Origin of the sequence: Stutzerimonas stutzeri, from assembly GCF_000590475.1 — a bacterium.
In the GTDB taxonomy this organism is placed as follows: domain Bacteria; phylum Pseudomonadota; class Gammaproteobacteria; order Pseudomonadales; family Pseudomonadaceae; genus Stutzerimonas; species Stutzerimonas stutzeri_D.
On the sequence record NZ_CP007441.1, the window covers coordinates 4,589,650 to 4,613,664 of the forward strand.

19 protein-coding genes and 1 tRNA gene are annotated in these 24,015 nt (G+C 60.0%); 3 read left to right on the plus strand and 17 right to left on the minus strand.

Annotated elements, in window-relative coordinates; genetic code table 11:
• Positions 1 to 376 precede the first annotated feature (376 nt).
• Positions 377 to 1,159, plus strand: a complete 783-nt coding sequence (locus tag CH92_RS20795; RefSeq protein ID WP_025243689.1) for an IclR family transcriptional regulator — start codon at positions 377 to 379, stop codon at positions 1,157 to 1,159.
• Between the two features lie 9 nt (positions 1,160 to 1,168).
• Here the strand turns inward: CH92_RS20795 and CH92_RS20800 are convergent, their stop codons facing one another.
• A complete protein-coding gene (locus tag CH92_RS20800; RefSeq protein ID WP_025243690.1) occupies positions 1,169 to 1,756 on the minus strand; it encodes a TetR/AcrR family transcriptional regulator in 588 nt (195 codons plus the stop codon).
• 92 nt (positions 1,757 to 1,848) lie between these two features.
• Here CH92_RS20800 and CH92_RS20805 point away from each other — a divergent pair, with 92 nt between their 5' ends.
• Positions 1,849 to 2,751: a serine aminopeptidase domain-containing protein gene (locus CH92_RS20805; protein WP_025243691.1), complete on the plus strand. Its 903-nt coding sequence runs from the start codon at positions 1,849 to 1,851 to the stop codon at positions 2,749 to 2,751.
• A 402-nt stretch (positions 2,752 to 3,153) separates the two neighbouring features.
• On the opposite strand, the gene CH92_RS20810 is transcribed toward CH92_RS20805, so the two are convergent.
• The 4 genes from CH92_RS20810 to gabD all read right to left on the minus strand — a co-directional run bounded on the left by CH92_RS20810 (position 3,154) and on the right by gabD (position 9,454).
• Positions 3,154 to 4,296 carry an acyl-CoA dehydrogenase family protein gene (locus CH92_RS20810; protein WP_025243692.1) on the minus strand — a complete coding sequence of 381 codons (1,143 nt, stop codon included), beginning with the start codon at positions 4,294 to 4,296 and terminating at the stop codon, positions 3,154 to 3,156.
• A 12-nt stretch (positions 4,297 to 4,308) separates the two neighbouring features.
• Positions 4,309 to 5,505 carry an acyl-CoA dehydrogenase family protein gene (locus CH92_RS20815; RefSeq protein ID WP_025243693.1) on the minus strand — a complete coding sequence of 399 codons (1,197 nt, stop codon included), beginning with the start codon at positions 5,503 to 5,505 and terminating at the stop codon, positions 4,309 to 4,311.
• Positions 5,506 to 5,551: 46 nt separating this feature from the next.
• On the minus strand, positions 5,552 to 7,657 hold the full coding sequence (locus CH92_RS20820) for a 3-hydroxyacyl-CoA dehydrogenase NAD-binding domain-containing protein (RefSeq protein WP_025243694.1): 2,106 nt from the start codon (positions 7,655 to 7,657) through the stop codon (positions 5,552 to 5,554).
• 348 nt (positions 7,658 to 8,005) lie between these two features.
• Entirely contained in the window at positions 8,006 to 9,454 is a 1,449-nt protein-coding gene (gene gabD, locus CH92_RS20825; protein ID WP_025243695.1) for an NADP-dependent succinate-semialdehyde dehydrogenase, read from the minus strand.
• A gap of 327 nt (positions 9,455 to 9,781) precedes the next feature.
• Between gabD and CH92_RS20830 the strand changes: the two genes are divergently transcribed.
• Positions 9,782 to 9,858 (plus strand) — tRNA-Arg (locus CH92_RS20830).
• Positions 9,859 to 10,678: 820 nt separating this feature from the next.
• On the opposite strand, the gene CH92_RS20840 is transcribed toward CH92_RS20830, so the two are convergent.
• The 12 genes from CH92_RS20840 to CH92_RS20895 form a co-directional block, all read right to left on the minus strand.
• On the minus strand, positions 10,679 to 12,457 hold the full coding sequence (locus CH92_RS20840) for an acyl-CoA dehydrogenase (protein WP_025243697.1): 1,779 nt from the start codon (positions 12,455 to 12,457) through the stop codon (positions 10,679 to 10,681).
• Positions 12,458 to 12,724: 267 nt separating this feature from the next.
• Complete coding sequence (locus CH92_RS21515) at positions 12,725 to 13,309, minus strand: TetR/AcrR family transcriptional regulator (protein ID WP_025243698.1); 585 nt, start codon at positions 13,307 to 13,309, stop codon at positions 12,725 to 12,727.
• A 28-nt stretch (positions 13,310 to 13,337) separates the two neighbouring features.
• Complete coding sequence (locus tag CH92_RS20850; protein ID WP_025243699.1) at positions 13,338 to 14,138, minus strand: HpcH/HpaI aldolase/citrate lyase family protein; 801 nt, start codon at positions 14,136 to 14,138, stop codon at positions 13,338 to 13,340.
• Between the two features lie 59 nt (positions 14,139 to 14,197).
• Entirely contained in the window at positions 14,198 to 15,397 is a 1,200-nt protein-coding gene (locus tag CH92_RS20855) for an MFS transporter (RefSeq protein WP_025243700.1), read from the minus strand.
• Positions 15,390 to 16,160 (minus strand): GntR family transcriptional regulator, encoded by a 771-nt coding sequence (locus CH92_RS20860; protein WP_038623206.1) that lies wholly within the window; start codon positions 16,158 to 16,160, stop codon positions 15,390 to 15,392. Before CH92_RS20860 ends, CH92_RS20855 begins: the two co-directional genes overlap by 8 nt.
• 33 nt (positions 16,161 to 16,193) lie before the next feature.
• Positions 16,194 to 17,342: a CaiB/BaiF CoA transferase family protein gene (locus CH92_RS20865; RefSeq protein WP_025243702.1), complete on the minus strand. Its 1,149-nt coding sequence runs from the start codon at positions 17,340 to 17,342 to the stop codon at positions 16,194 to 16,196.
• A complete protein-coding gene (locus tag CH92_RS20870) occupies positions 17,339 to 18,490 on the minus strand; it encodes an acyl-CoA dehydrogenase family protein (RefSeq protein ID WP_025243703.1) in 1,152 nt (383 codons plus the stop codon). Before CH92_RS20870 ends, CH92_RS20865 begins: the two co-directional genes overlap by 4 nt.
• A 44-nt stretch (positions 18,491 to 18,534) precedes the next feature.
• Positions 18,535 to 19,926, minus strand: a complete 1,392-nt coding sequence (locus CH92_RS20875) for an MmgE/PrpD family protein (RefSeq protein WP_025243704.1) — start codon at positions 19,924 to 19,926, stop codon at positions 18,535 to 18,537.
• Between the two features lie 13 nt (positions 19,927 to 19,939).
• Entirely contained in the window at positions 19,940 to 21,211 is a 1,272-nt protein-coding gene (locus CH92_RS20880) for a TRAP transporter large permease (RefSeq protein ID WP_025243705.1), read from the minus strand.
• Between the two features lie 10 nt (positions 21,212 to 21,221).
• Positions 21,222 to 21,680, minus strand: coding sequence for a TRAP transporter small permease (locus CH92_RS20885; protein ID WP_235206176.1), 459 nt, complete (start codon positions 21,678 to 21,680; stop codon positions 21,222 to 21,224).
• Positions 21,681 to 21,784: 104 nt separating this feature from the next.
• Complete coding sequence (dctP, locus tag CH92_RS20890) at positions 21,785 to 22,780, minus strand: TRAP transporter substrate-binding protein DctP (protein ID WP_025243707.1); 996 nt, start codon at positions 22,778 to 22,780, stop codon at positions 21,785 to 21,787.
• 104 nt (positions 22,781 to 22,884) lie between these two features.
• Positions 22,885 to 23,400, minus strand: coding sequence for a MaoC family dehydratase (locus CH92_RS20895; protein ID WP_025243708.1), 516 nt, complete (start codon positions 23,398 to 23,400; stop codon positions 22,885 to 22,887).
• Positions 23,401 to 24,015 lie beyond the last annotated feature (615 nt).

Consider the following 24,015-nt stretch of genomic DNA (forward strand, 5'->3'; position numbering starts at 1 on the left):
CCTCGAATGCTCGGCAGGCCGCGCCTGGGCTAGCTTGCACGGATCCGCCGTTCGTCGCCTCGCGGGTAAGGTCGGCTGCCTTATATAACGTCGAAACGGATTGCCGCAGCGACATTCAATCCAATAGCACTGTCGCGCAAGCCCTAGCCCACAAGCCAAATCGCGATTCGGCGATCTCCAAACACCATGCAAACCTTGGATCGGCATACTCAACCCAATCTATTCAGCGAACGTTTGTTTTACTGTGCGGAATCACTAGTCGATTTTTCTACTATCATGGAATAAAGTTCCTCGCAGTAGCGCAGCCATGCCAGGCTTCAGGGCGATCTGCTATCGTGCGCACCCGCTGCCATAATCAGACAGACTGAACATCACCATGAGCGACGTTGAAGACATCGAGAACCCCAAGGACCGCAAGTTCGTCGAGGCCCTGTCTCGCGGCCTTGATGTGTTGCGCGCCTTCACCCACGGCTCGGTGGTGATGGGCAATCAGGATATCGCTCGCATCACTGGCTTGCCCAAGCCCACGGTGTCGCGCATGACCTACACCCTGACCAAGCTCGGCTATCTCAGCTACTCCCAGCAACTGGAAAAATACCAGCTCGATTCCGGCGTGCTGGCCTTGGGTTACGCCTATGTGTCCAATCTGCGCGTGCGCCAGTTGGCCAAGCCCTACATGGACGAGTTTTCTCGTCGCACCAATACCTCTGTGGGCCTCACCTGCCGCGATCGGTTGTCGATGATTTACGTCGAGAACTGCCGTCCACCTGAGATTTCAACGCTGCGCATGGATGCGGGTGTGCGCCTGCCGCTGGCCACCACCTCGGCAGGCCGCGCCTTTCTTGCAGCGACGCCGGAAAAGGAGCGCGAGCACCTGATGGCCGCGCTGGAAACCAAATATGGTGAAGACTGGCCCACCATGAAGCAGTCGTTACAGGAATCCTTCGAGGAGTTCCGCCAGCATGGCTTCTGCCTCTCGCTTGGCGACTGGGATCGCAACGTGATGGCTGCCGGCGTGCCGCTGCACCTGGCCGACGGCAGCATCATGGCGTTGACCTGCGGCGCCCCATCGTTCCAGCTCAGCGAAGAAACGCTGCGGGGCTCGTTGGCGCACCAGCTTGAAATGCTCGCTCGCGACATCGAGAGCCTGGGCGTCTGACCTAAGTAGTTAAGGCCGCTGACTTCTGACGCTTGCCCAGGCGATGTCGGCGAGCAGCTCGCGGCATTCGGCTATGTGAGTGCGTGAGCGTCCCGCCAGCCAGTTACGGGCCATGTCGTGGCAAGGCCCGATCACCACAGCGAGAAAGCAGTCCCCGGGCATGCGTCGAAAGGCGCCGCCGTCCCGATGGCGCCGCAGAATCGCAGCGATTCGCTCACTGTGGGTTCGATTCACCTCGCGCAATTGCTCGCCCATCTCCCCCGCTTCGACCCGGCCGCGGTTATGCAAGACGAAGCGCGCCCACTCCGGGTTCGCCACCACCCAGTCGATATAGCGGGTGACGAACAGCTTGACGCAGGCTTCGGCATCCAGCGTCTCGATCAGCCCTGCCTCCAGCAACGTGGCGTATTCGCCAATGCCTTCCAGATACAACGCGGCGATGATGCGCTCGCGATTGCCGAAATGGTGATACAAGCTGCCGATGCTGGCGCCGGAACGGTCGCGGATCATCTCGATGGTGGTGGCTTCCACGCCATGTTCGGTAAAACAGGCCAGCGCGGCCTGAAGAATCTCTTGCTTGCGGCTACTTCGGGCCATTCGTTCTCCGGCTAGAATAATTTTCTAGAATTAATTTCTGCTGCTCGTATACTGCACCGATCCAGGCAATACAAAAAGACCGGAGAACAGGCATGGCGACGATACAGGCTGAAGCACGCGTGATCGACAACGGCAACGGCCACCCGTTGGCTAGCTGCTGGTACAAGCCCGCTGGCACAGCACGCGGCGCCGTGCTGATCGCCCCGGCTATGGCTGTTAAACAGGACTTCTACGCTCATTTCGCCGGCTGGCTCGCCGAACGCGGTTTTCTGGTGGTGACCTTCGACTACCTCGGCATGGGCCGGTCCCGCCATATTCCTCTACGCCAACTCGATGTGAACGTCCTCGACTGGGCCCGCCACGACTGCAGTGCCGTACTGGCCACGGTCGCGGACACAGCCGGGGAGCTACCGCTCTATTGGATAGGCCACAGTGTCGGCGCGCAGATTCTCCCCTTGGTAGAAGGCCATGAGCGACTCACCCGTATCGTGACCATTGCCGCAGGTAGCGGTTACTGGCGCGAAAACAGCCCACAGATTCGCCGCCAAGCCTGGTTGCTCTGGCATGGGCTGGCCCCGCTGCTTACCTCTGTGTTCGGCTATTTCCCCGGCGGGCGTATCGGCGCGGTCGGCGATCTGCCAGCCGGAGTCATTCGTCAGTGGCGTCGCTGGTGCCTGCATCCCGAATACCTGGTTGGCATCGAGGGTGAACCCATGCGCCGCGCGTTTGCCGCCGTGCAGACGCCATTGACGTCCCTGTCGTTTACCGACGACGAGATGATGTCGGCACGCAACACTGCATCACTGCACGGCTTTTACACCGGCGCGCCAAAGAGCATGCACCGCATCGCTCCGAGCGAGATCGGCGCGGAGCGCATCGGCCACTTCGGCTTCTTCCGCCGAGCCTTCGCGACTACGCTCTGGACGAATTATTTGTTGCCGGAGCTGGAGCAAACATATCGAAACCAGGCACCAGCCTTGGATGCGGCGCTATAGCCGACCGCTACGCCAAGCATGTCCAACGCGTGGATGTAAAAAGCGACATCCACCCTACGGTCGAACCCGCACCGCAGGGTGGCTCGCGCTTCACCGAGCCACCGCGACACCAAGCAGAACCAACCCGTGGATGTGAGAAACGCTATCCACCTATGGCGCTTGTCCGGCCGCACAGAATCATCAGACCTTCAATCAGGCGGCACGTCAGCTCCGAGCCCTAGGGCGGGCTTCAGCCCACCGCCAACGCCTCAACGGGGGATGGAAGCAGAACGCCGCCGGCCCGCCTACAAAGCACCGCTCGTGCCTTTGCCTTCCCTATTGGCAGAAGCCTTGCGTCGCGGAACATGCTTGTAAAAGCAAAACCGGGCCAAGGGGCCCGGTCGCGGTACTGCGATTGGCGTGTTACGCCACCTGCATCAACTTCGCGTAGGCCATCAGATGATGGTCGTCGTCACCGAACTGGTGGGCGATCATCACCAGGCGCTTGGCGTGGTGGGCGAGGTTGTATTCCCAGGTCATGCCGATGCCGCCATGCAGCTGGATTGCTTCCTCTGCCACCTTACGCGCGGCGCGGGCGCAGATGTATTTGGCGGCGGCAATGATGCGACGGCGGTCGTCGTTGTCTTCGCCGTCGGCAAAGGTCGCGGCGAGGATCGCCATGCTGGTGGCCTGCTCCAGCTCGGTCTGCATGTCCACCATGCGGTGCTGCAGGACCTGGAACTTGCCGATCGGCACGCCGAACTGCTTGCGCGTCTTGAGGTAGTCGAGGGTCAGCTTGCAGGCCTCGTCCATGCTGCCCAGCGCATCGGCGCATTGCGCGGCGATGGCGCGGCCCTGCTGGTAGCGCAGCGCCGGGAGCGCGTTGCCGATTTCGCCGAGCAGCGCATCAGCACCGACCTGAACGTTGTCAAGGAACAACTCGCAGCCCTTGCGCCCGTCGATGGTCGGGTAGACGCGACGGCTGACGCCCTCGGCGTTCGGATCGACAAGGAACAGACTGATCCCGGCTTCGTCACGGCTATCGCCGGCCGTGCGCGCGGAGACGATGAGCAGCCCGGCACTGTGCCCGCCAATGACCACGGCCTTGCGTCCGGACAGGCAATAGCCGCCGTCGACCGCCTCGGCTTTGGTCTGCACGTCGTTGAGGTTGTAGTGACTCTGCGGCTCATCGACAGCGACCGCCAATTGCAGCGAACCAGCCGCGACCTGCGGCAGCAGATCCTGTATCTGCGCCTCGCTGCCCAGCTGGCTGAGCAAGCCGCCGCCATAGATGACCGATTGCAGGTACGGCTCCAGCGTCAGGCCACGGCCCAGCTCGGTCATCACCAGCATGATTTCCACGCCGCCGCCGCCAAAACCACCGATCTCTTCGGCGAACGGCACGGCCGTCAGGCCGAGTTCGCCCAGCTGGGACCAGAACTCGGACGAAAAGCCCAGTTCCGATTCGCTGAATTTCTCGCGCTGTTCGAACGGGTAGGCGTCGCGCACCAGACGCGCCGCGGTGTCTTGCAGCATTTGCTGCTCTTCAGTCAGTTTGAAGTCCATTGCGGTGCCCCCTTACAACTCGAGAATCATCTTCGAGACGATGTTCTTCTGGATTTCGTTGGAGCCGCCGAAGATCGACAGCTTGCGCATGTTGAAATAGTCGCCGGCCAGCGCCGCGCTGTAGTCGGCGTGCAGCAGCTCGCCCTCGTAATCCAACTGCAACTCTTCATCGAGAAACGGCAATGCGTATGGGCCGATGACCTTGCGCAGCAGGCTGGTGATGGCTTGGCGGATCTCGGTGCCCTTGACCTTGAGGATCGAGGATTCGGCGCCGGGCACGCCGCCCTCCTTCGCCGCCGCGAGAATGCGCAGGGTGCTCATCTCGATGGCCATCAGCTGCATCTCGACTTCCGCCACTTGAGCGCGGAAGAGCGGGTCTTCGAGCATCGGCTTGCCGTCGCAGACTTCCTTCATGGCGATGCGCTTTAGATGCGCAAGCGCCGCTTTCGAGGCGCCGATGCCGGCGAGGCCGGTGCGCTCGTGGGTCAGCAGGTACTTGGCGCAGGTCCAGCCCTGGTTCTCCTCACCGACGAGGTTTTCCACCGGCACGCGGACGTTATCGAAGAAGACTTCGTTGACCTCGTGGTCGCCGTCCAGGGTAATGATCGGCCGCACGCTGATGCCCGGCGTGCTCATGTCGATCAACAGGAAGCTGATGCCGCGCTGCTGCTGGGCTTCAGGATCGGTGCGCACCAGGCAGAAGATCATGTTGGCGTGCTGGCCGAGGGTGGTCCAGGTCTTCTGGCCGTTGACGACGTAGTGGTCACCATCGCGCACGGCACGGGTCTTGAGGCTCGCCAGGTCGGAACCGGCTCCCGGCTCGGAATAGCCCTGGCACCACCAGTCTTCACCCGAGAGGATGCGCGGCAGGTAATGGTCTTTCTGCTGCTGGCTGCCGAACTTGATGATCACCGGGGCGACCATGTTGACGCCGAACGGCACGCTACGCGGCGCACCGAAGGCGGCGCATTCCTCGTCGAAGATGTGCTTTTCCACCGGGCCCCAGGTCGTCCCTCCCAATTCCACCGGCCAGCCCGGTGCGTACCAGCCGCGCTTGACCAGAATCTGCTGCCAGCGCTGGTGATCTTCCTTGGACATATGCTTGCCGAGCTTGACCTTGGCGGCGATGTCCGCCGGCAGCTCGTTTGCCAGGAAGGCGCGCACTTCATCGCGGAAGGCGAGCTCTTCGGCCGTGAAATTGACGTTCATGAATAGGTCCTCGATAGCCGATCGGCAGAGTGCAGGCAGGCGGCGTTCATTGCCCGGCCTGCCATTCGGTAAAGGTGCGGCCTTCGGCGGCCAGTTTTTCCAGCAATGGCGCCGGCTTCCACCAGTCGCCGCAACGCGCATGCAGTTCCTTGACCCGCGCCAGCACGGTGTCCAGGCCAACGCTGTCGGCATAGAACATCGGCCCGCCACGGAAGGCTGGGAAGCCGTAGCCGTTAAGGTAGATGACATCGATATCGCTGGAGCGCTGGGCGATGCCCTCTTCGAGGATCTTCGCGCCTTCATTGACCATGGCGAAGAGGGTGCGCTCGACGATGTATTGCTCGTCCAGCTCACGGCGCTCGATGCCCTTTTGCCGAGACGCTGCTTCCAGCATAGGCGCGAGCTCAGGGTTCTCCAGTGGCGTGCGGTTGCCTGGCTCGTAGCGGTAATAGCCGGCCCCAGTCTTCTGCCCGAGCATTCCGGCGGCGCAGAGCTTGTCGGAAACGGTGGGGAAATCGCGATCGGCCGGCAGGTCAGCGCGCTGACGCTTGCGGATCGCCTGACCGATATCGAGGCCGGACAGATCGCGCATCGCAAACGGCCCCATGGCCATGCCGAAGTTGCGCAGCGCACCGTCGACCTGCTGCGGCGTGGCGCCCTCTTCCAGCAGAAACTCGGCCTCGCGGCCGTACTGAAAGACCATGCGGTTGCCAACGAAGCCGTCGCAGACGCCGACCACCACCGAGACTTTCTTCAGTTTCTTGCCGATGGCCATGGCGGTGGCTAGCACTTCATCACTGGTCTGCTCGCCACGCACCACTTCCAGCAGGCGCATCACGTTGGCCGGGCTGAAGAAATGCAGGCCGACCACGTCTTCCGGTCGCTTGGTGAAGGCCGCGATGGCATTCAAATCGAGTGACGACGTGTTCGAGGCGAGAATCGCGCCTGGCTTGCATACGGCATCAAGCTGCTCGAAGACCTGCTGCTTGACGCCCATTTCCTCGAACACCGCTTCGACCACCACGTCCACATCTGCCAGTGCGGCGTACTCGGTGACGCCTTCGACCAGTTTGAGGCGCGCTTCCATCGCCTCCTCGGTCAGGCTGCCGCGCTTGACGCTAGCCGCGTAGGTATCACGGGCGCGCTGCAAACCACGCTGCAGCGCCTCGTCATTGATTTCCAACAGCTTCACAGGGACACCGGCATTGGCGAAGCTCAGGGCGATACCGACACCCATGGTGCCGCCGCCGATCACCGCGGCTCTATTGATCGCACGCGGTTTCACATCGGCTGGCAGATCGTTGATCTTTCCTGCCTGGCGCTCAGAGAAAAACGAATGAATCAGCGCGCCGCGCTGCGGAGAGTTCAAGCACTCGGCGAACAACTCACGCTCACGCTTGAGACCCTCAGCCAGCGGCAGCTGGGTGGCCGCCTCGACCGCCGCAATGCAACGCAGCGGCGAAAACAGTCCGGGCATGCGCTTGGCCACCTCGGCATGCTTGGCGCGGATCAGCGCCTCATTGTCGGCACCTTCCAAGCCGCGGGTCTGCTCGCCAGTACGACGTGGCGCGCGGCCTTCTTCAATCATGCGACGGGCATAGGCTAAGCCCGCGTCTCTCAGATCGCCGTCGAACTGCTCATCGACGATGCTGTGCTCAACCGCCTCGGCAGCACTGATCGGCGTGCCACTGACAATCATGTCCAGCGCCTTGGCGACCCCGGCCAGACGTGGCAGCCGCTGCGTGCCGCCGGCACCCGGCAACAGACCCAGCTTCACTTCCGGCAGCCCGACTTTGGCGTCGCGGCGTGCAATTCGGTAATGACAGCCCAGCGCGACTTCCAGACCGCCGCCCAGGGCGGTGCCATGAATGACCGCAACGCTGGGCTTGCTGCTGCCTTCAATGACCTCGATCACTTCGGGCAGACTCGGCGCCTGCGGTGGCTTGCCAAATTCCTTGATGTCGGCGCCGGCGATAAAGGTGCTGCCTTCGCAAAGCAGCACCACGGCGCGAACCTGTGGTTCCGCCTCAGCGCTCTGAAAGGCCCTAAGCAGACCCTCACGCACGGCTTGGCCAAGTGCATTGACCGGTGGGTTGTTGACCGTGATCAGAGCGATTTCGCCCCGAAGTTCGAGCCGTACGGCGTCCGTCATGGCAGGCCTCCGCTTGTGAAATGGTGATTGGATTTGTAATTTCACGGAATCAGGTTTCGCACAGCAGAATAGTCGAGTCATTTCTGCATGTCGAGAGACTGGCAATAATCATCTCGACTGACAAGGCCATCACGTTACCCGAACGCACCGGGCATCTCTTTTCGCGAGTTTTAGCGCCTGATCGAAGCGCAACGGATATTGCCGCGTCCATGCAGCCGCAGACGCCACCCTGCACCCTAGTGGGCTCAGCGACAGGACGCTGGTTCATTGGCGAACGGGATACCTGGCCATAAACAAAAAGGAGCCAGTCCCCAAGACAGGAACTGGCTCCTCGTGGTGCCGTGGGAATTACAGACCCAGGCAGAGGTACTTGATCTCCAGGTAATCCTCGATCCCGTATTTGGAGCCTTCGCGGCCCAGGCCGGAGGATTTCACCCCGCCAAACGGTGCTACTTCAGTGGAAATCATGCCGGTGTTGACGCCGACCATACCCGACTCGATCGCCTCGGCCACGCGGAACACCCGGCCCAGGTCGCGCGCATAAAAGTACGCAGCCAGCCCGAATTCGGTGTCATTAGCCAGCGCGATGCCCTCGGCCTCGTCCTTGAAGCGGAACAGCGGAGCCAGCGGGCCGAAGGTTTCTTCCTTGGCCACTTTGGCGTCATGCGGCACATTGACCATTAACGTTGGCTCGAAATAACTACCGCCGAGGTTGTGCGCCTTGCCACCGGTGACCACCTGGGCGCCATTGGCGACGGCATCCTCGATATGCTCCTTGACCTTGGCCGCGGCCTTCTCATCGATCAGCGGACCGATATCGACGCCTTCATCAAGGCCGTTTCCGACCTTCAGCTTCGCCACTGCCGCCTGAAACTTCTCGGCGAACGCGTCGTAAACACCCTCCTGCACATAGATGCGGTTGACGCAGACACAAGTCTGCCCGGCGTTGCGGTATTTGGACTGCATGGCACCTTTGACCGCCTCGTCGAGGTCGGCGTCATCGAACACCAGGAACGGCGCGTTGCCGCCCAGCTCCAGCGATACCTTCTTGATGCCCGGTGCACATTGGGCCATCAGCTTCGCGCCGACTTCGGTGGAGCCGGTGAAGCTGATCTTGCGCACGGTCGGGTTGACGGTCAGCTCGTTGCCGATGTCACCGGCCGAGCCGGTGACAACGCTGAACACGCCCTTGGGAATGCCTGCGCGCTCTGCCAGTTCGGCCAACGCCAAGGCAGAGAATGGAGTCTGGCTGGCCGGCTTGACCACCATGGTGCAACCCGCCGCCAGCGCAGGAGCGGCCTTGCGAGTGATCATCGCCGCCGGGAAATTCCACGGCGTGATGGCCGCAGTGACGCCGATCGGCTGCTTGATGACGATGATGCGCTTGTCTTTCTGATGCCCCGGAATGGTGTCGCCATAAACGCGCTTGGCTTCCTCGGCGAACCACTCGATGAACGATGCGGCGTAGGCAATCTCACCCTTGGACTCGGCCAGAGGCTTGCCCTGCTCCAGCGTCATCAGGCGGCCCAGGTCGTCCTGGTTCTCCATCATCAGCTCGAACCAGCGGCGCAGCTTCTGCGAGCGCTCCTTGGCGGTCAGATCACGCCAGGCTGGCAGCGCACGCTCGGCAGCTTCGATGGCGCGGCGGGTTTCGGCCGCGCCCATCTTCGGCACCGTACCCAGAATCTCATTGCTGGCCGGATTGTTGACCTTGATGGTCTGGCCGCCGTCCGCGTCCCGCCAGGCTCCGTCGATATAGGCCTGCTGGCGGAACAGCGAAGTGTCTTTGAGTTGCATGGCAGTCTCCTGAGAGCCGGCGCGATGCCGGGAATTGGACCGAGGCCGTCTGGCCGATATGAGGCGATTGGCAGTGGAGCCGTCTGACCTTTCTCAGAACGAGGGCCAGGCTCTGGGTTCCTACCGCCTGAAAGCGTTTGAAATCTCGAACGAATGCTAGGCCTAACGCCAGACAGCAGGCAACACCATGTTCGGAAAAATTAACGCACCATAGCCCAGCCTGATGGCCATTCGAGTCGCCGCGGTCGCTCTCATACGATCCACCACCCAGCCGCCGAAGCGCCATGGACGACCGCGGAGGACATGCGTATGATTGCGCCCCGCAACGCACCAGTAGCTCAGCTGGATAGAGTACTGCCCTCCGAAGGCAGGGGTCGTGGGTTCGAATCCCGCCTGGTGCGCCATCTCTTCTCGATACAAGCCTTTTCCTAAGACTTTTGCTGATTCAGCTTCTGGATCGACTTTCTTCGGCACAATCTATTCCATGAAAGCCGTCAGGCGACGATGAGCACTGCCCTTAGCGACTTTGAGGCGGGTTCTCGAGCTGTGCCAATTCTGCGATTTTGATTTGCATCGTCTCCGTCGAATTTGCCCAACCGGGCCTGCATTTCCTCGATACAGGTCATGCTCCGAGCGCCCGAACTCGCCGATGCTTGCTCGGCGTGCACTGCGATTTCAAGGCGCAGCCTTGGAATCTCGAACTCGTGGTCGTTAGCGCTGCCGCCTTGGCACAATCATAAGGCCGAATGTTATCGTATCGCCAGGTTCACCTATCGAGACACCGCCTGACGCTCTGCGCATTGAGGCTCGCCGACTGTTATGCAATTCCCCGGCAGCCAATAAAATGCTACTGGCAGCGAAGGTATTGGAACGCGTAAAAAATGGTCTGCCGCAGGAGGCTCCACCAAGCCGCGCGGAGCCGCAAGCGCAACAAGCCATCGTGAGTCACCTCGGTGCCGACCAGCGCGGCTTGCCGGTGCGGCGTCGGCGCCGCTTTGAAGTGAGGCGCAATCGGTGCAACCCTGTTTGGCAATCGAGTCCGGTCATACCCGCCCAGCGCGATGAGCTCGGCGCCACGGGCCTCGACAGACCGGTCTAGTCGCGCCGGCCGGTCACGCGGATCAGAGATCTCAGTAAGAGAGCCAGGCTTGCGGCTGTGAGGCCCGACGCTCTAGCTCATCGTCTGGCGGTTCACTACGCACGGGAATCGCCTGCGGCGATGGGTTAGAACTGCGTATCGTCGAGCGCCATAGTGCTGTAGCTACCGGCCAGCACGCACACCAATAGCGTACGAGTGCGCGGCAGCAGTTGCTCGGCATAGAAGCGCGCGGTCACAAGTTTGGCTTCCAGAAAAACCGGGTCGCCACGGTAGGCATCAAGGGCACTCGATGCAGCCAGCGCTGAGCGAGCCATAGCCCAACCGCCACATAAGTAACCGAGGAGCATCATCATGTTGAAGGCAACACTACCGGGAAGCGCCGGGTCGTCTGTGGCGCCATTGAGCAAGTACTGGCAGGCCTGACGCGCGTCGTCCAGAGCGCCGCCGAGCGGCGCAGAAAGCACCGTGCAACGGCTGTCCTCGTGCAACTGGCCTAGCGTGGTCTCAATGTCTTCGAGCAGCCCAGCCAACAGCGCACCACCGTTGGCCAGGATTTTACGGCCAATCAAATCCATCGCTTGGATGCCGTTGGTGCCTTCATAGATTGGTAGGATGCGTGCATCGCGGAAATGGCGCGCAACGCCGGTTTCCTCGACATAGCCCATACCGCCATGCACTTGGACGGCCAACGAGGTGACTTCCTGTGCCAGCTCGGTCAGCCAGCCCTTGATGATTGGTGTGTACATTTCTACCCGGCCCTGATGCACACATGCTGAGGGCTCGCTCGGCGAATGGTCGGCGCGGTCGGACTCGGCGGCTGCGATTAGCGCTAGCGCGCGCATCGCCTCGGTAGAGGCTTTCATCTGCATAAGCATGCGGCGTACATCTGGGAAGCGAATGATCGGGTAGCGACCGCCGTCGCGATGGGTTCCTTGCTGACGCTCGCGGGCATAGGCACGTGCGTCCTGCCAGGCGCGCTCGGCGATGGCCAGGCCCTGCAGGCCGACCGCCTGGCGGGCGTGGTTCATCATGGTGAACATGCAGGCCAGTCCCGAGTGCGGCTCACCGACCAGATAGCCGATCGCCCCACCCTCGTCGCCGAAGCTCATAGTGCAGGTAGGGCTGCCGTGGATACCCAGCTTATGCTCCAAGGACACGCAGCGAACGTCGTTGCCCTCGCCCGGTTCGCCCGCCGCGTCGGGAAGGTATTTGGGCACCAAGAATAGCGAGAGGCCCTTTACTCCTGCCGGCGCACCCGGCAGGCGGGCCAGTACTAAGTGGATAACGTTTGGAGCCATCTGGTGATCGCCCCAGCTGATGAAGATTTTCTGGCCGCTGATACGGTAGTGATCGCCTTCCGGCACAGCGCGGGCTCTTACTGCCGCAAGATCAGAGCCTGCATCCGGCTCGGTTAGGTTCATGGTGCCGGTCCACTCGCCACTGATAAGCCTTGGCAGGTACAGACCCTGTATGGCGGGCGAGGCGTGGTGCACCAGCGCCTCCACGGCGCCTTGGGTCAGTAGTGGACACAGCGCGAAGGCCATATTCGCTGCGTGCCACACTTCGCTCACTGCGGTTCCAAGCACATTGGGCAGCGCTTGACCACCAAAGGCCTCGGGGGCGGTGAGCGAACACCAGCCGCTCTCACTGAACAGCCGGTAGGCATCTGCAAAACCCGGGGGTTCCTGCACTCCGGCATCGGTCAGACACACCCCCTTACGATCGCCCACTGCATTCAGCGGAGCTAGTACCGTAGAGCCTAGCTTGCTGGCCTCGTCCAAGACCGCCGAGGCCAACTCGCCGTTGACGTCAGCCAGCCCTAGGTCGGCGCACAGGCGATCGAAGCACAGCACCTCATTGAGTACGAACTCAGTGTCGCGGTTGGGATGCATGTAATTAGCCATTCTCAGTGTCCTCGTCAATCAGTAGTAGCGCCGGCCGGCGCGTAGCCGGGCACGGAAGTCGTCGGTCAGACGGTAAAAGCCCGCCGTGGCGCGCATGGCGTTTACGCGGGCGACAAACCCGGCTAACCCTTGGTTTTGATATGGCGTCGCGGCCGCTGCGAAAGCGCGGGAATCCCAGGGCCAGCACAAGCCTTATGCCGAGCTCCTCGTCGCTAGCGCGAAGCTCTCCCCGAGGCCATGCTCTGCTTCCAGGCGAGAGCGGGATCACTAAGCGTTCAAAGTTAGCCGGCTGAGGATCAGGCGTTCTATGTCATCGACGCAGTCATCTAGCGCTGCCCCCCCGCCTCCCGGGGGACCATCGAGCAAGCGCAGCGCCTGACACGCTACCGTAGCGATGCGCAAGGAATCTCCGCGCCCTCCCAGGCGCGCGTGCAGAACGCGCTCTAGCAGCGCTGCGTAATCGGCTTTAATGCCGCGCAGTTCTTCCTGTGCCTCTGCGCTCAGATGGCGGGACTCGACCAGCGCGAGGGCATACCAGTGGGGATTCGCGATGTGAAAATCCAGGTGGTGGTGCAAGAAAATAGTCAACGTCTTTTCGGGCAGCGCAGTCGCCAGGTGCGCCAGACAGCTGTCTATCAGGCGCGCGAATCCGTCTTCGATCAGCTCCTGCAAAAGCGCGTCCTTGCTCTCGATATGTGCGTACAGCGAGCCTGCATGCATGCCGACAACCTGAGCGAGCTCTCGCAGGCTCACTGCGTGAAATCCGCGCTCTGCAAAAAGCTGGCGGGCGCTATCGAGTATTTGCTGACGCCCACATGGATTCCCCGGTGCGCGTCTAAGGGCAGCTGTCATGGTCCGCTCCTCCCCTGATCGTGTGAGCTCAGGTGAGGTTTTCCAAAATGCGTTGCGCGCGCAGAATCACTGGCAAATCGATCAGCTTGCCGTTGAGGCTGATCGCCCCTACGCCCTGATGCTTCGCCACGATGTCCATTACGGCTTGCGCCCACTGCACTTCTTGCTCTGCTGGGAGGAAGCCGTCATTGATCGGCCCGACCTGTTTTGGATGCACGCAGAGCTTGCCGGCGAAGCCCTGTTGGCGAGCGCGATGCACATCGCTGGCCAGTAACTCTACGTTGTCCAGATTGGTGGTCACGCCATCCACCGGCGCGCCGATACGGGCAAGCGCCGAGGCAAGCACCAAACGCGAACGGGCGAACAACAACTCCTCACCATCGCCGAGAATTCCGGTGTCGACCTGGAAATCCACTGAGCCAAAGGCCAGGCACTGGACCTTGGGTGCGCCAGCGATCTCTTCGGCATTACAGAGGCCGCGAGCAGTTTCGACTATAGGCAGGATGCGCAGTGGTTCAGCCAGACGCTGCGCCAGGGCGCCGATCTGTACGGCGGTTTCTGCCTTAGGCAAGGACACGCCAAGCAGGCCGGGAGCCGCGAGCAAGCTGCAATCGTCTGCATACCATTCGGTGTCACTTCCGTTGAGGCGCACCCAGGCCTTGCCGCCAGCGTCTAGCCAAGTGCGAATTGCCTCACGCGCTTGGCTTTTTCGGTCAGGCGTTACTGCGTCTTCAAGATCGAGAATGACCACATCAGCGCCAGCGGCGCAGGCTTTATCAAAGCGCTCCGGGCGATCTCCAGGGACGAACAGGTACGAGCGGGCTGCCATGGCAGTTCTCCACGTTGGGATTGAAAAGAAAAAGAGGGGGGTGAAGCGATGCCGCGGCGTTAGCCAGAGTCGGTGCGCATATTGCTGGTGTTGAAGCGCACGAGTGCCAGGGCAACCAGCACCATCAAGGCGCCGAACAGCATATATCCACTTGCCAGGGAATCGCCTAACTGAGTCAGCCCGGCAAAGAGCGGCGGTCCGGCAACCACGCCAAAATAGGTGAAGAATAGAGTTCCGCCGGTGTATTGACCGGCAGTGCCCGCCGGCGCAAGCCGTGCCACTTCTGCGAGATAGACGCCGTTCCAGCCAATCGCGGTGGCGCCGAACAACATGCTTACCGCAGCCACCAGTGATAGCGGCCAGCTCTGGGTGAAGGCCGCCGTGAGCAGCGAAGAAGTCGCCATCAGCAATGCTAATAGTGGCAGCAATCGGCGCGGCTCCAGCCAACGGTCAGCAACCCAGCCCCAAAGCAAACGCCCCACTACTCCAGCGCCCTGTGCCAAGGCAAGAATTAGCCCGGCGGTGACCAATGCCAGGCCGTAATCATGGGTCAGATAACTCACCAGATAGGTGGTCAGACACAGCTGCATGGCGCCGAAAAATATCGAACATAAGGCCAAGTTGCGCATACGCGGCATAGCGAAAACCATAGCCAATGGTTTGAGCAGGTCACTGCGTTGGGGATTGGCCGACGGATCACGATCATCATCAAGTTCGCGACGAACCCGTTGTGCGATGCCAGCCATAACTACACAGCCAAGGGCCGTCAGCAGCAGCGCACCGCGCCAGTCGGTAGCAGCAACGAGCCTTGGAATCAGCATTCCGGCAAGCACACCGCCAATCGGCACGCCGGTCTGTTTAAGGGAAAACATCAACCCCATCAAATGGGGCGCAGTCGTGCGAGCCAGGATATGCGAGCTGGCCGGCGTCACCGGCCCGTAACCCGCGCCCAGCGCCAAAGCACTAAATACCAGGCACCAAAGCTGGCCGCCTGCAGCGATAGCCAAACCAGCGCCGCATAGCAATAGACACACCTGGCTGACACGGATCGCACCGAAGCGCCGAATCCAGCTGCCGCTGAGCAGACTGGAAATCATTGCTCCCAAGTAAATCAGCGCCACATACAAGCCAACCAAACCGACGCCACCGCCAAGTTCAGGCAGCACGACTGGCGCCAGCACCGGTACAGTGAAAGTGGCCATGGACACCAAGGCCTGAATTGCCAGCGTGACCGCCAGCGTCGAGTATCGGCTATTCACCGTTCGCGCCCTGCCAGATCAGTCGCTGGGTGATCGAATAGCTGAAGCGTTCTGCTGGATGGACGTTTACCGCTACCTCCAGCAGCTCATCGTTGTTGCCATAGTACTTGCGCACAATGTGCAGTCCCGGTGAGCCCGCCTCAACCTGCAAAACATGTGCGTCATCCTCGTTAAGTCTCACCGCGCTGATGGTTTGGCGCACCTCCGTCATCTGCAATCCAAAGCGCTGCTGCAACAGCTCATAGATCGGCGTACGTCCATCACCAAAGGCATCCAGAGCCGCACGGTAAGCGCTCGGCACGTACACCAGAGTACGAGCCAGTGGCGCGCTGTCGCCTTCACGATGACGCAGGCCGTCAGTGCGCACCCAGGACTGGCCGGGGTTGCACTCAAGCAGCTCGGCCAGTTCCTGATCGGCGCGGACCTCCTCCGAGGCGCCCAATTCCATGCGCACGTCACGCACGTATTGATGCAAGTCGGAAATTCCTTCGCTGGCCTGCACGTAGCGCGACGCCGGCTGGACCGCTTTGACTCGCGTGCCGATACCATGCTGTTTACTGACCAGCCCTAACTCATTGAGCCGCCGAATTGCCTCCCGAACGGTGTGCCGACTGACATTGAACTGCTTACACAGCTCATGCTCGGTCGGCAGCAGACTATTCAATGGATAGCGACCAGCTTTGATCGCATCCACCAGCGCCTGTGCCAGCACCAGATAACGGGGCTGACCACCGGACAGTAGGGAAGGCAATTCCTGCTTCATCTCAGCTAACTCCCGCAGATTGTTCGCAGCCGCTCATCTAGGCCCCACTGTGGCCAGTATTGACTGATGCGCGCCAAGACGAGGGGCCGGCCGCTTGGGTAATTGTTCGCCCGGACAGCGAATTGGACAGGCAAGGGTTTTGATTTTACCGCGAACGGGGTGCTCACCCTCGACGATGACGCCCTGCTCCAAAGCAAAGGGGTTATCCAGGGCCTGGCCAATGTCATTGACGGGCGCCGCTGGTACCAGACCGCCAAAATGTTTCAGCCAATATGCAGTAGGCTGTTGCATCAACACGGCATCAAGCGCTTCGGTGAGCTGGTCACGATTAGCCAACCGAGCCTTGAAGCTGCCGTAGAGATCATTGCTCGCCCACTCCGGCTTGCCGATCAACTCAGTCAACACGGCCCAGAACTTTTCCTTGTTGCACATGATGAACATCCAACCATCCTGCGTCTTGTACAGCTGGCTTGGGGTCAGCGACGGATGAGCGGAGCGCGGCGTACGCTCGGTCTTCACCCCCTCGTTGAGGTACCAGGTGCCCAGATAGTTGATGTTGTGCATGGCTACGTCGTACAGGCTGACATCGATGTCCCGACCTACGCCGGTCGCGCGAGCACCGACCAACGCCGAGACCAATGCAAGAGCAGCGGTGGTACCGGTCATCATGTCGACGATTGAAAGGCCGAAACGCGCGGGCGGACCGTCCGGTTCCCCTGTCAGCGAGCAATAACCCGCCTCGGCCTGCATCAGGTAGTCGTATCCGGGCCAAGCCTTGCGCGCACCCTCTCGACCATAGGCCGACAGGTGACAACACACCAGAGCTGGGTTGTGCGCTTTAAGCGCCTCGTAGGTCAGGCCGAGCTTTTCCGGCAGATCACCGCGCAGATTGTCATAGAGCGCATCGGCGCTCTTCAACAGCTCAATCAGTTGGGCTTTTTCTTCGGGATTCTTGAGGTTTAGAACCACGCTCTTCTTGTTGCGATTGAAGGATTGATAGAAATGACTATCGCCTTCCTCGAAAAAGTAAGGCCCGACGTGACGGCCAATCTCACCGCCTTCGTTAGGGTTCTCGATCTTGATCACTTCAGCACCCAGATCAGCCAGGTGCTGGGTACCGAACGGGCCGGCGCCATACTGCTCAACGGCTACGATGCGTACACCTTGAAGAGGGAGGGTCATGTCGGATTCCTCAGCACAAGCTGCTTGGCAATAATGATGCGTTGCATTTCGTTGGTGCCTTCACCGATGGTCAGCAGTGGAGCATCGCGATACAGACGCTCAACGTTGTATTCCTTTGAATAACCGTAACCGCCATGGATGCGCATGCAATCGGTAGCGTTCTCCAATGCCGCCTCGGTGGCGAAATACTTGGCCATGCCGGCTTCCATGTCGCAGCGCTCGCCCTTGTCGTAGGCCTTGGCGGCGGACTCGGTGAGCAGCCGCGCCGCCTCTACACGGGTGGCCATATCGCCGAGTTTGAGCTGGATCGCCTGGTGCTCGCATATCGGCTTGCCGAACGTTTTGCGAACCTGCGAATAAGCCACGGCCTCGTCCAAGGCCGCCCGGGCAACACCGACGCCTCGGGCGGCGACGTTGATGCGCCCTAACTCCAGGCCGGAAAGCACCTGCTTGAGCCCTACCCCCTCTACCCCGCCGATCAGGCAGTCCACCGGCACCCTGTAGTCCTCGAACACCAATTCACAGGTGTCGATGCCGCGATACCCAAGTTTCTCGAGCTTGCGCGCGACCTTGAAGCCGGGACCCTTCTCGGCGATCAGCCAGCTCATGCCCTTGTGTCGCGGCTCAGCGGTTGGATCAGTCTTCACCAGCAGGGCCAGCACGCCGCCGTGTAGGCTGTTGGTGATCCAAGTCTTGGCACCGTTGACCACATAGTGATCGCCCTCGCGTCGAGCGGTGGTGCGGATCGCCTGCAGGTCGGTGCCGGCGTCGGGCTCGGTGAAGCCAACGGCGCCACGCAACTCACCGCTGGCCATACGCGGCAGAAAGCGCTCCTTCTGTTCCGGCGTACCGTGGCGCTGGATGGCCGAAGCCATGATCAGGTGGGAATTGATGATCCCGGACAGGGACATCCAGGTGCAGGAAATACGTTCGACGATTCTTGCATAGGTGGCGGTAGACAGCCCCAGACCGCCATACTCCGGATCGATGATGCAGCCGAACAGGCCCATGGCCTTCATTTTTTCGACCATCTCTTCTGGGTAGATGTCGTTCTTTTCCAGCTCATGCACAAACGGCTTGGCTTCGGTTTCAAGGAAGCGATCCAAGGCGTCTAAGATCATGCTTTCCTGTTCGTCGTATTCACTCATCTTAGGTCTCTCCAGATTGTTCTTGTCGTGTTCGTTTCGAAAGATCAGGCGCGCGCGGCGAGCGCACGGGAAAGCTCGCGGGTGCTGCCAGCGTCGAGGTTCAGCACTGCATCGAGAATCCGTTGAGCGGCTTGTGGCGCAATCGCTGTGTGAGCGTTTTCGCGGTACTTGGCGATGATGTCGTCAGCCGAAAGAGGCCGGTCGGCCGCGCCACGGTTGATCGCCTCACGGTGTCGAATCTCGCGACCGTCGCGAAGGGTGACAACCACCTCGCCAGAGTAGTGACGCGGAAAGCCGGATTGAGGGTCGACCTGATATTCAATCTTTTCCATCAGAGCAAGCGCAGCCGGGTCGGCAAAAGCGTCTGGTTCCAGATCGGCCAGACCGAAGCGTCCTCGAAGCAGGCCACTGGCAATGGCGTACGGCACGCTGAACTGCGCCTCATAACTATTGGCAGGTTTGCGTTTTCTTGATTCCGGCTCGCAGACAATGCCAACCGTTTCTTTCGGCACGAGAGCAGTGACGCGATCGATGTCCTCGATGCGAATACCTTGCTCGTGGAGAACCACCGCCGAGTCAGCGACCGCATGGGTGAAATGACAAGCAGGCACTGGCTTGACGGCTACCTCGCCGACCTCCCAAGTGCTGCCCAGGTTTTCCGTGGCCAGGGCGTAATCGCACTCTGCTTCGCGCTCACCTAGGTGGCTCTTGAACAGGCCAAAGCGCCCTTCATACACAGCCTTTGGACCGCTGAACCCATGGCGCGCCAAGGTCGCGGCCGTTAGCCCGGCAACGCCAGCCCAACCGGGATGCATGCGTTTGGTCCAGGCACCGTCTTCGAGAAATTCCAAGCTGCCCGATGCCGTGCTCAAAGCAATACCCTGAGTCATTGCCAATTGCTCGGCGGTCTGGCCCTGTAGCTTGCCGGCAATCAGTGCACAACCGAACGCACCTATCAGCCCGGTGGGATGAAACCCGACCTGATGGAAGCCCCCCTTGGCCACCGCAGCAAGACGCGTTGCCACTTCCATGCCGAGTATGTAGGCAGTGAGAAAATCGCGACCGCTGGCGTCGTGCTGTGCAGCGATCCCCAAGGCTGCCGGGAAGCAACTGGCCGTCGCGTGGATCACTCCACGGCCGTGGGTATCGTCAAAGTCCAGGCCGTGCACCAGCACCGCGTTAAGCAAAATGGCATCACGTAGCGAAAGTTTGGCGCTGTAGCCAATGACATCGCTTACGCCCTCACCAAGCTCACGCGCCGCAGACAGCGTGCGATGAGCAAATTCGTAGCGCGTAGACGCCAGAGCAATACCTGTTGCATCAAGGATCAGCAGCTTGGCCCGCTGACGCACCTGCTCAGGGATAGCCTCGAACCTCAACTGCTCAGCAAAGGCTCCCAGAGCAGCAGCGATAGGCTTATCGGAAGAGGTATTCATTGTTGTTCGCCTCCTAGCTGACGAGAGTCAAGGAAATAGCGGGAATAAAGGTGATCAAAGCCAGCCCCAGCAAACGCACGCCGTAGAAAGGCAGCACGCCCCGCGCCACTTCATGCACCGGCAACTTGGAAATACCGCCCATGACGAACAAGTTGAGTCCAATGGGAGGCGTCAGCGTGGCGATTTCAACGTTGGCTACCATGATCACAGCGAAGTGAATCGGGTTGATGCCCAGGTGAGTCGCAATGGGAAACAGCAGTGGTGCCGTAAGCACGATCAAGGCAATGCCATCGAGGAACATGCCCAGTATCAGCAGCAAGACGTTGACCAATATCAGGAACTGCCAAATGCTCAGATCCATGGCACTGACCGCCGAAACGAGGCTGGCCGATACGCCCATCCGGGCCAAGGCAAAGCCAATCAGGCTGCCGCCCATCACTACGGCGAAGATCATCGTGGTTTGTAGCAGCGAGTCGCGTGCCACATCCCAGACGCCACCAAGGGTTACGCTGCGGTACACCAGCAGACAAAGGATTGCTGCATAGGCGGCGGCGAAGGCCGACACCTCAGTAGGCGTTAGATAGCCGGAATAGATGCTGCCGAGAATCAGCACTGGCATCAGTAGCGCCGCACCAGCACCCGGCAGACGACGGCTAAAAGCTGCCCAATCAGAGCGCTTAGCCTTGGCGCCATAACCGTTGCGTCGGCAGAAAAACACGACCGCCACCATCAACAGACCAGCTTCCATTACACCCGGCAGCACACCCGCGATGAATAACTGATCCACCGGCAGGCCGACGATAGAACCAATTAAGATAAAACCCAGTGACGGCGGAATCATTAACCCCAGGGTTCCGCCCACAGCAACGATAGCGGCGGAAAAACGCGGCGGATAATTTTCCTTGGTCAGACCCTCGACGGTCGATGCACCGATAGCGGCTGCAGAACCAACGCTGGAGCCAGAAACGGCGGCGAAGAACACGCTGGCGATCATCGCGGTCAACGCTAAACCACCCCGAACGGCTTGCACCACACTGCCAACCAGTTGAATCAGCAACTCGGCGATGTTGCCGCGCATCATCAGGTTACCGGCAAGAACGAACATCGGAATCGCCATCAACGGATAGCTGTTGACCGACTTGAAAGCAGTCTGCGCGATGACCGTGGTAGGCACGCCAGCCACGAACAAGATCAGACCGGTAGTGACCAGGCCCAAGGCAACCGCAACGTGAGTTCCTATGGCAAGGAACGCCAGCATTACCAACAAGGCAATGAGCATCAGCATTGGAAGTCTCCTAGAGCTGTGAGCCGGTGATTTGACCATTGCCGAACGGGTCGCCACCCTTGAGCGCAATAACCAGACAACGCAGGTAGTAGGCTAGAAACAACAAGGCACCGAGCGGCATGACCAAGAACAGCAACCACAGCGGTAAATCGAGGTTCGACTCAGTCATCATGCCCATCGTGTAGTAGCGATGGACCTGCGGGAGCGAGGCAAAAAACAGCAACCCGCAGAACAGAATGCCGACCAGGCTGGATGCCACATGGCAGCACGACCTCAACCGCGGACTCAGACGTTCCACGAGCAGCTCGGTGCGGATGTGATTCCCGGCGTTTCCAGCGATACCCAGCGTCAGAAAAAATGCCCAGACCATGAGATAACGCACGCTTTCCTCAGCCCAGAACGAACTACTGTCGAACGCAGCCCGGGATATACCTTCGAACAGCATGATTGCGGTCGAGATCAGGAACATCACTGTGGCTACGTTGAGCAGTACCTTCCGTTCGAACAAAAGCCAGATACTGCGCCGCGGCCGTTGCGCCTGTTGCCGAGAAGCAGGCGTCGTCCCGGCCGACATCACAGGCACCTCTTCTCGATGGCGTCCATTGCAGGCAGTACATCGGGGTGCTCATTGGCAAAGAGTTTCTTGTTCTTCGCTGCGATGGTCTCGTAGGCCTCGGTCTCCTGCGCAGTGGCCTGAGTGAAGGTCGCACCGCCCGCCACCATTTTGTCGATCAGCTTCTGATCCTCAACCACCACTTCCTTCCATTGTTTGGTGGAGATCTCATCCATGCTGCTGGTGATAGCGTCCTGCTCGACCTTGGACAGGTCGTCGAACCAAGCCTTGTCGACAACTACTGCATAGGTGGTCAGCGAGAAGTTCGGCACGTAATAGGCGTGCTTGCCAGTCTGTCCGATCATCTCGGCCCAACCGCCAGCGGAGGTGAACACACCGTCGATGGCGCCCTGCCCCAACGCCGTACTCATCTCCGATGCAGGCATCGATACCGGGCTCGCATCAAGAGCCCGAATGGTGTCGAGGAACACCCGACCGCCGATGACACGGATCTTGGTGCCTTTGAAATCGGACATTTGCCTGACATCACGCTGGCTCATGATGAAGAACAGGTCAGCTGCACGTAGCAAACCGAGAATCTTCAGCTGGCGTGGCTCGACATAGGAAGACATCAGCTCGGTCAACCCTTTCGCATAACACTGATTGTTCATCAGCTTGTCGGTCAGGGTGAATGGCAGGTTGATCGCACCTAGACGTGGGTCAATGGTTTCGATACGCACGGATACCGGCCAGACCATCTGCACCGCACCGGTGCCGAGCGCCGCAAGAGCATCCTGGTCGTTGTAGAGCTGTGATGAGGGGAAGACCTTTACATCCAGGCTGCCACTGGTGCGCTTGTCCACCATAGCGGCGAACTCGTTCATGTAAGCCGTTTTCCAGTGGCTGGCAGCGACTTCGTTTGGCAGCACCAGCTCAGCAGCCTGAAGCGGCATGTTGATAGCCGCCAAAGAGCAAGACGTAACGGTTGCAGCGAGAAATTGCTTTAACTTGATCATCGGGTGTTTCCTCGTACTTATTTTTTTGTTGAGGAATTATTTGGATCAATCGGAGCAGCTCGTCGCTGCCCTGCATTCCCAACCTGTAGCCGGAAACACTGAATTCAGTAGCCGGCAGCCTCATCTAGAGTGTTGCCTTCACGCTTCTGGATCAGCACATTGCGCTCGAAGCTCATGAACTCCGTGCCATCTGCCTTGATGCCGATGGTTTTGACGGTGACGATCCCCTGATTAGGACGCGATTTGGATTCACGCTTGTTGAGCACTTCAGAGGCGGCGTAGATGGTGTCACCAGGGAATACCGGTGCGGTCAGCTTGATGTCGGTCCAACCGAGGTTAGCGATAGCCTTACCGCTGACATCCGGAACGGTCATACCGAGCACAATTGCCACGGTCAGCCCGCTGTTGACCAACGGCTTGCCAAATTCGCTCTTGGCCGCATAGGCAGCGTCGCAGTGCATCGGATGCATATTCATTGTCAGCAGGGAGAACTGAATGTTGTCGGTTTCAGTAATGGTGCGCCCTGGACGATGCTCGTAGACGTCGCCAATCTCGAAATCCTCGAAATAGCGGCCAATCTGCCCGCGATAACGCTGTTTACCAATCTGAGTAACGCTCATGGGAGAAACTCCTCTTGTTGTTTTTGCGCAACACTGACATGCAAGTCCACTGCGGGTTGTCATGTTGTCCGGACAACAAGCTAGCTAAAAATGAGACTGGTGGCAAGGAGCGCAAATTCGGCTCGTTAGAAGGTAGGCAAGGCAGGAGTTATGGCGTGCAAAAAACCGTTTTTATACATCGGCTTAGAGCCAATGACCGTTCGTCTGTTGGGCTTATCGGTGACAATGGTTAATGCGTCGGCAGGCTGGTTAGTCCAGCTCGAACGCTGGCAAATACCCAGCGCTATCAAGCTGAATCAGGGAACGCGATGGTGTGTTTGGCTGGGCCGCGACGGTGCAACGCCGGGTCTTATGAGTCTGTTAATTTCACCGGTGATCATGGCCGGCTAAGGCATCCACTGCAGGTCTCAAGTCGCTAGGTGTGAGTAAGGCTCAGTAAGGCGACGACAAGACGAGTCAGGGTTTAGCTAGTGGTCAAAACCGACATCATCGATATCAGCCGCCCCTATCGGCAGCATTTTCGAGGTTCCAGGGTCCACTGCACCCGATAGCACGCAAGCGTTCGCAAAGCGCGCCTCTGCCCGCCGCAACGGGCAATAACGGCAGTGGAAATAA

Excerpts from the sequence above, each read along its gene's own strand:
- gabD (WP_025243695.1), bottom strand. The coding sequence starts at position 9,454 with ATGCAACTCAAAGACACTTCGCTGTTCCGCCAGCAGGCCTATATCGAC.
- CH92_RS20865 (WP_025243702.1), bottom strand. The coding sequence starts at position 17,342 with ATGACCCTCCCTCTTCAAGGTGTACGCATCGTAGCCGTTGAGCAGTAT.
- CH92_RS20850 (WP_025243699.1), bottom strand. The coding sequence starts at position 14,138 with ATGGCAGCCCGCTCGTACCTGTTCGTCCCTGGAGATCGCCCGGAGCGC.
- CH92_RS20885 (WP_235206176.1), bottom strand. The coding sequence starts at position 21,680 with ATGTTCCTGATCTCGACCGCAATCATGCTGTTCGAAGGTATATCCCGG.
- CH92_RS20840 (WP_025243697.1), bottom strand. The coding sequence starts at position 12,457 with ATGGCTAATTACATGCATCCCAACCGCGACACTGAGTTCGTACTCAAT.
- CH92_RS20815 (WP_025243693.1), bottom strand. The coding sequence starts at position 5,505 with ATGAACGTCAATTTCACGGCCGAAGAGCTCGCCTTCCGCGATGAAGTG.
- dctP (WP_025243707.1), bottom strand. The coding sequence starts at position 22,780 with ATGATCAAGTTAAAGCAATTTCTCGCTGCAACCGTTACGTCTTGCTCT.
- CH92_RS20895 (WP_025243708.1), bottom strand. The coding sequence starts at position 23,400 with ATGAGCGTTACTCAGATTGGTAAACAGCGTTATCGCGGGCAGATTGGC.
- CH92_RS20795 (WP_025243689.1), top strand. The coding sequence starts at position 377 with ATGAGCGACGTTGAAGACATCGAGAACCCCAAGGACCGCAAGTTCGTC.
- CH92_RS20810 (WP_025243692.1), bottom strand. The coding sequence starts at position 4,296 with ATGGACTTCAAACTGACTGAAGAGCAGCAAATGCTGCAAGACACCGCG.
- CH92_RS20860 (WP_038623206.1), bottom strand. The coding sequence starts at position 16,160 with ATGAAGCAGGAATTGCCTTCCCTACTGTCCGGTGGTCAGCCCCGTTAT.
- CH92_RS20880 (WP_025243705.1), bottom strand. The coding sequence starts at position 21,211 with ATGCTGATGCTCATTGCCTTGTTGGTAATGCTGGCGTTCCTTGCCATA.
- CH92_RS20820 (WP_025243694.1), bottom strand. The coding sequence starts at position 7,657 with ATGACGGACGCCGTACGGCTCGAACTTCGGGGCGAAATCGCTCTGATC.
- CH92_RS21515 (WP_025243698.1), bottom strand. The coding sequence starts at position 13,309 with ATGACAGCTGCCCTTAGACGCGCACCGGGGAATCCATGTGGGCGTCAG.
- CH92_RS20805 (WP_025243691.1), top strand. The coding sequence starts at position 1,849 with ATGGCGACGATACAGGCTGAAGCACGCGTGATCGACAACGGCAACGGC.
- CH92_RS20870 (WP_025243703.1), bottom strand. The coding sequence starts at position 18,490 with ATGAGTGAATACGACGAACAGGAAAGCATGATCTTAGACGCCTTGGAT.
- CH92_RS20875 (WP_025243704.1), bottom strand. The coding sequence starts at position 19,926 with ATGAATACCTCTTCCGATAAGCCTATCGCTGCTGCTCTGGGAGCCTTT.
- CH92_RS20800 (WP_025243690.1), bottom strand. The coding sequence starts at position 1,756 with ATGGCCCGAAGTAGCCGCAAGCAAGAGATTCTTCAGGCCGCGCTGGCC.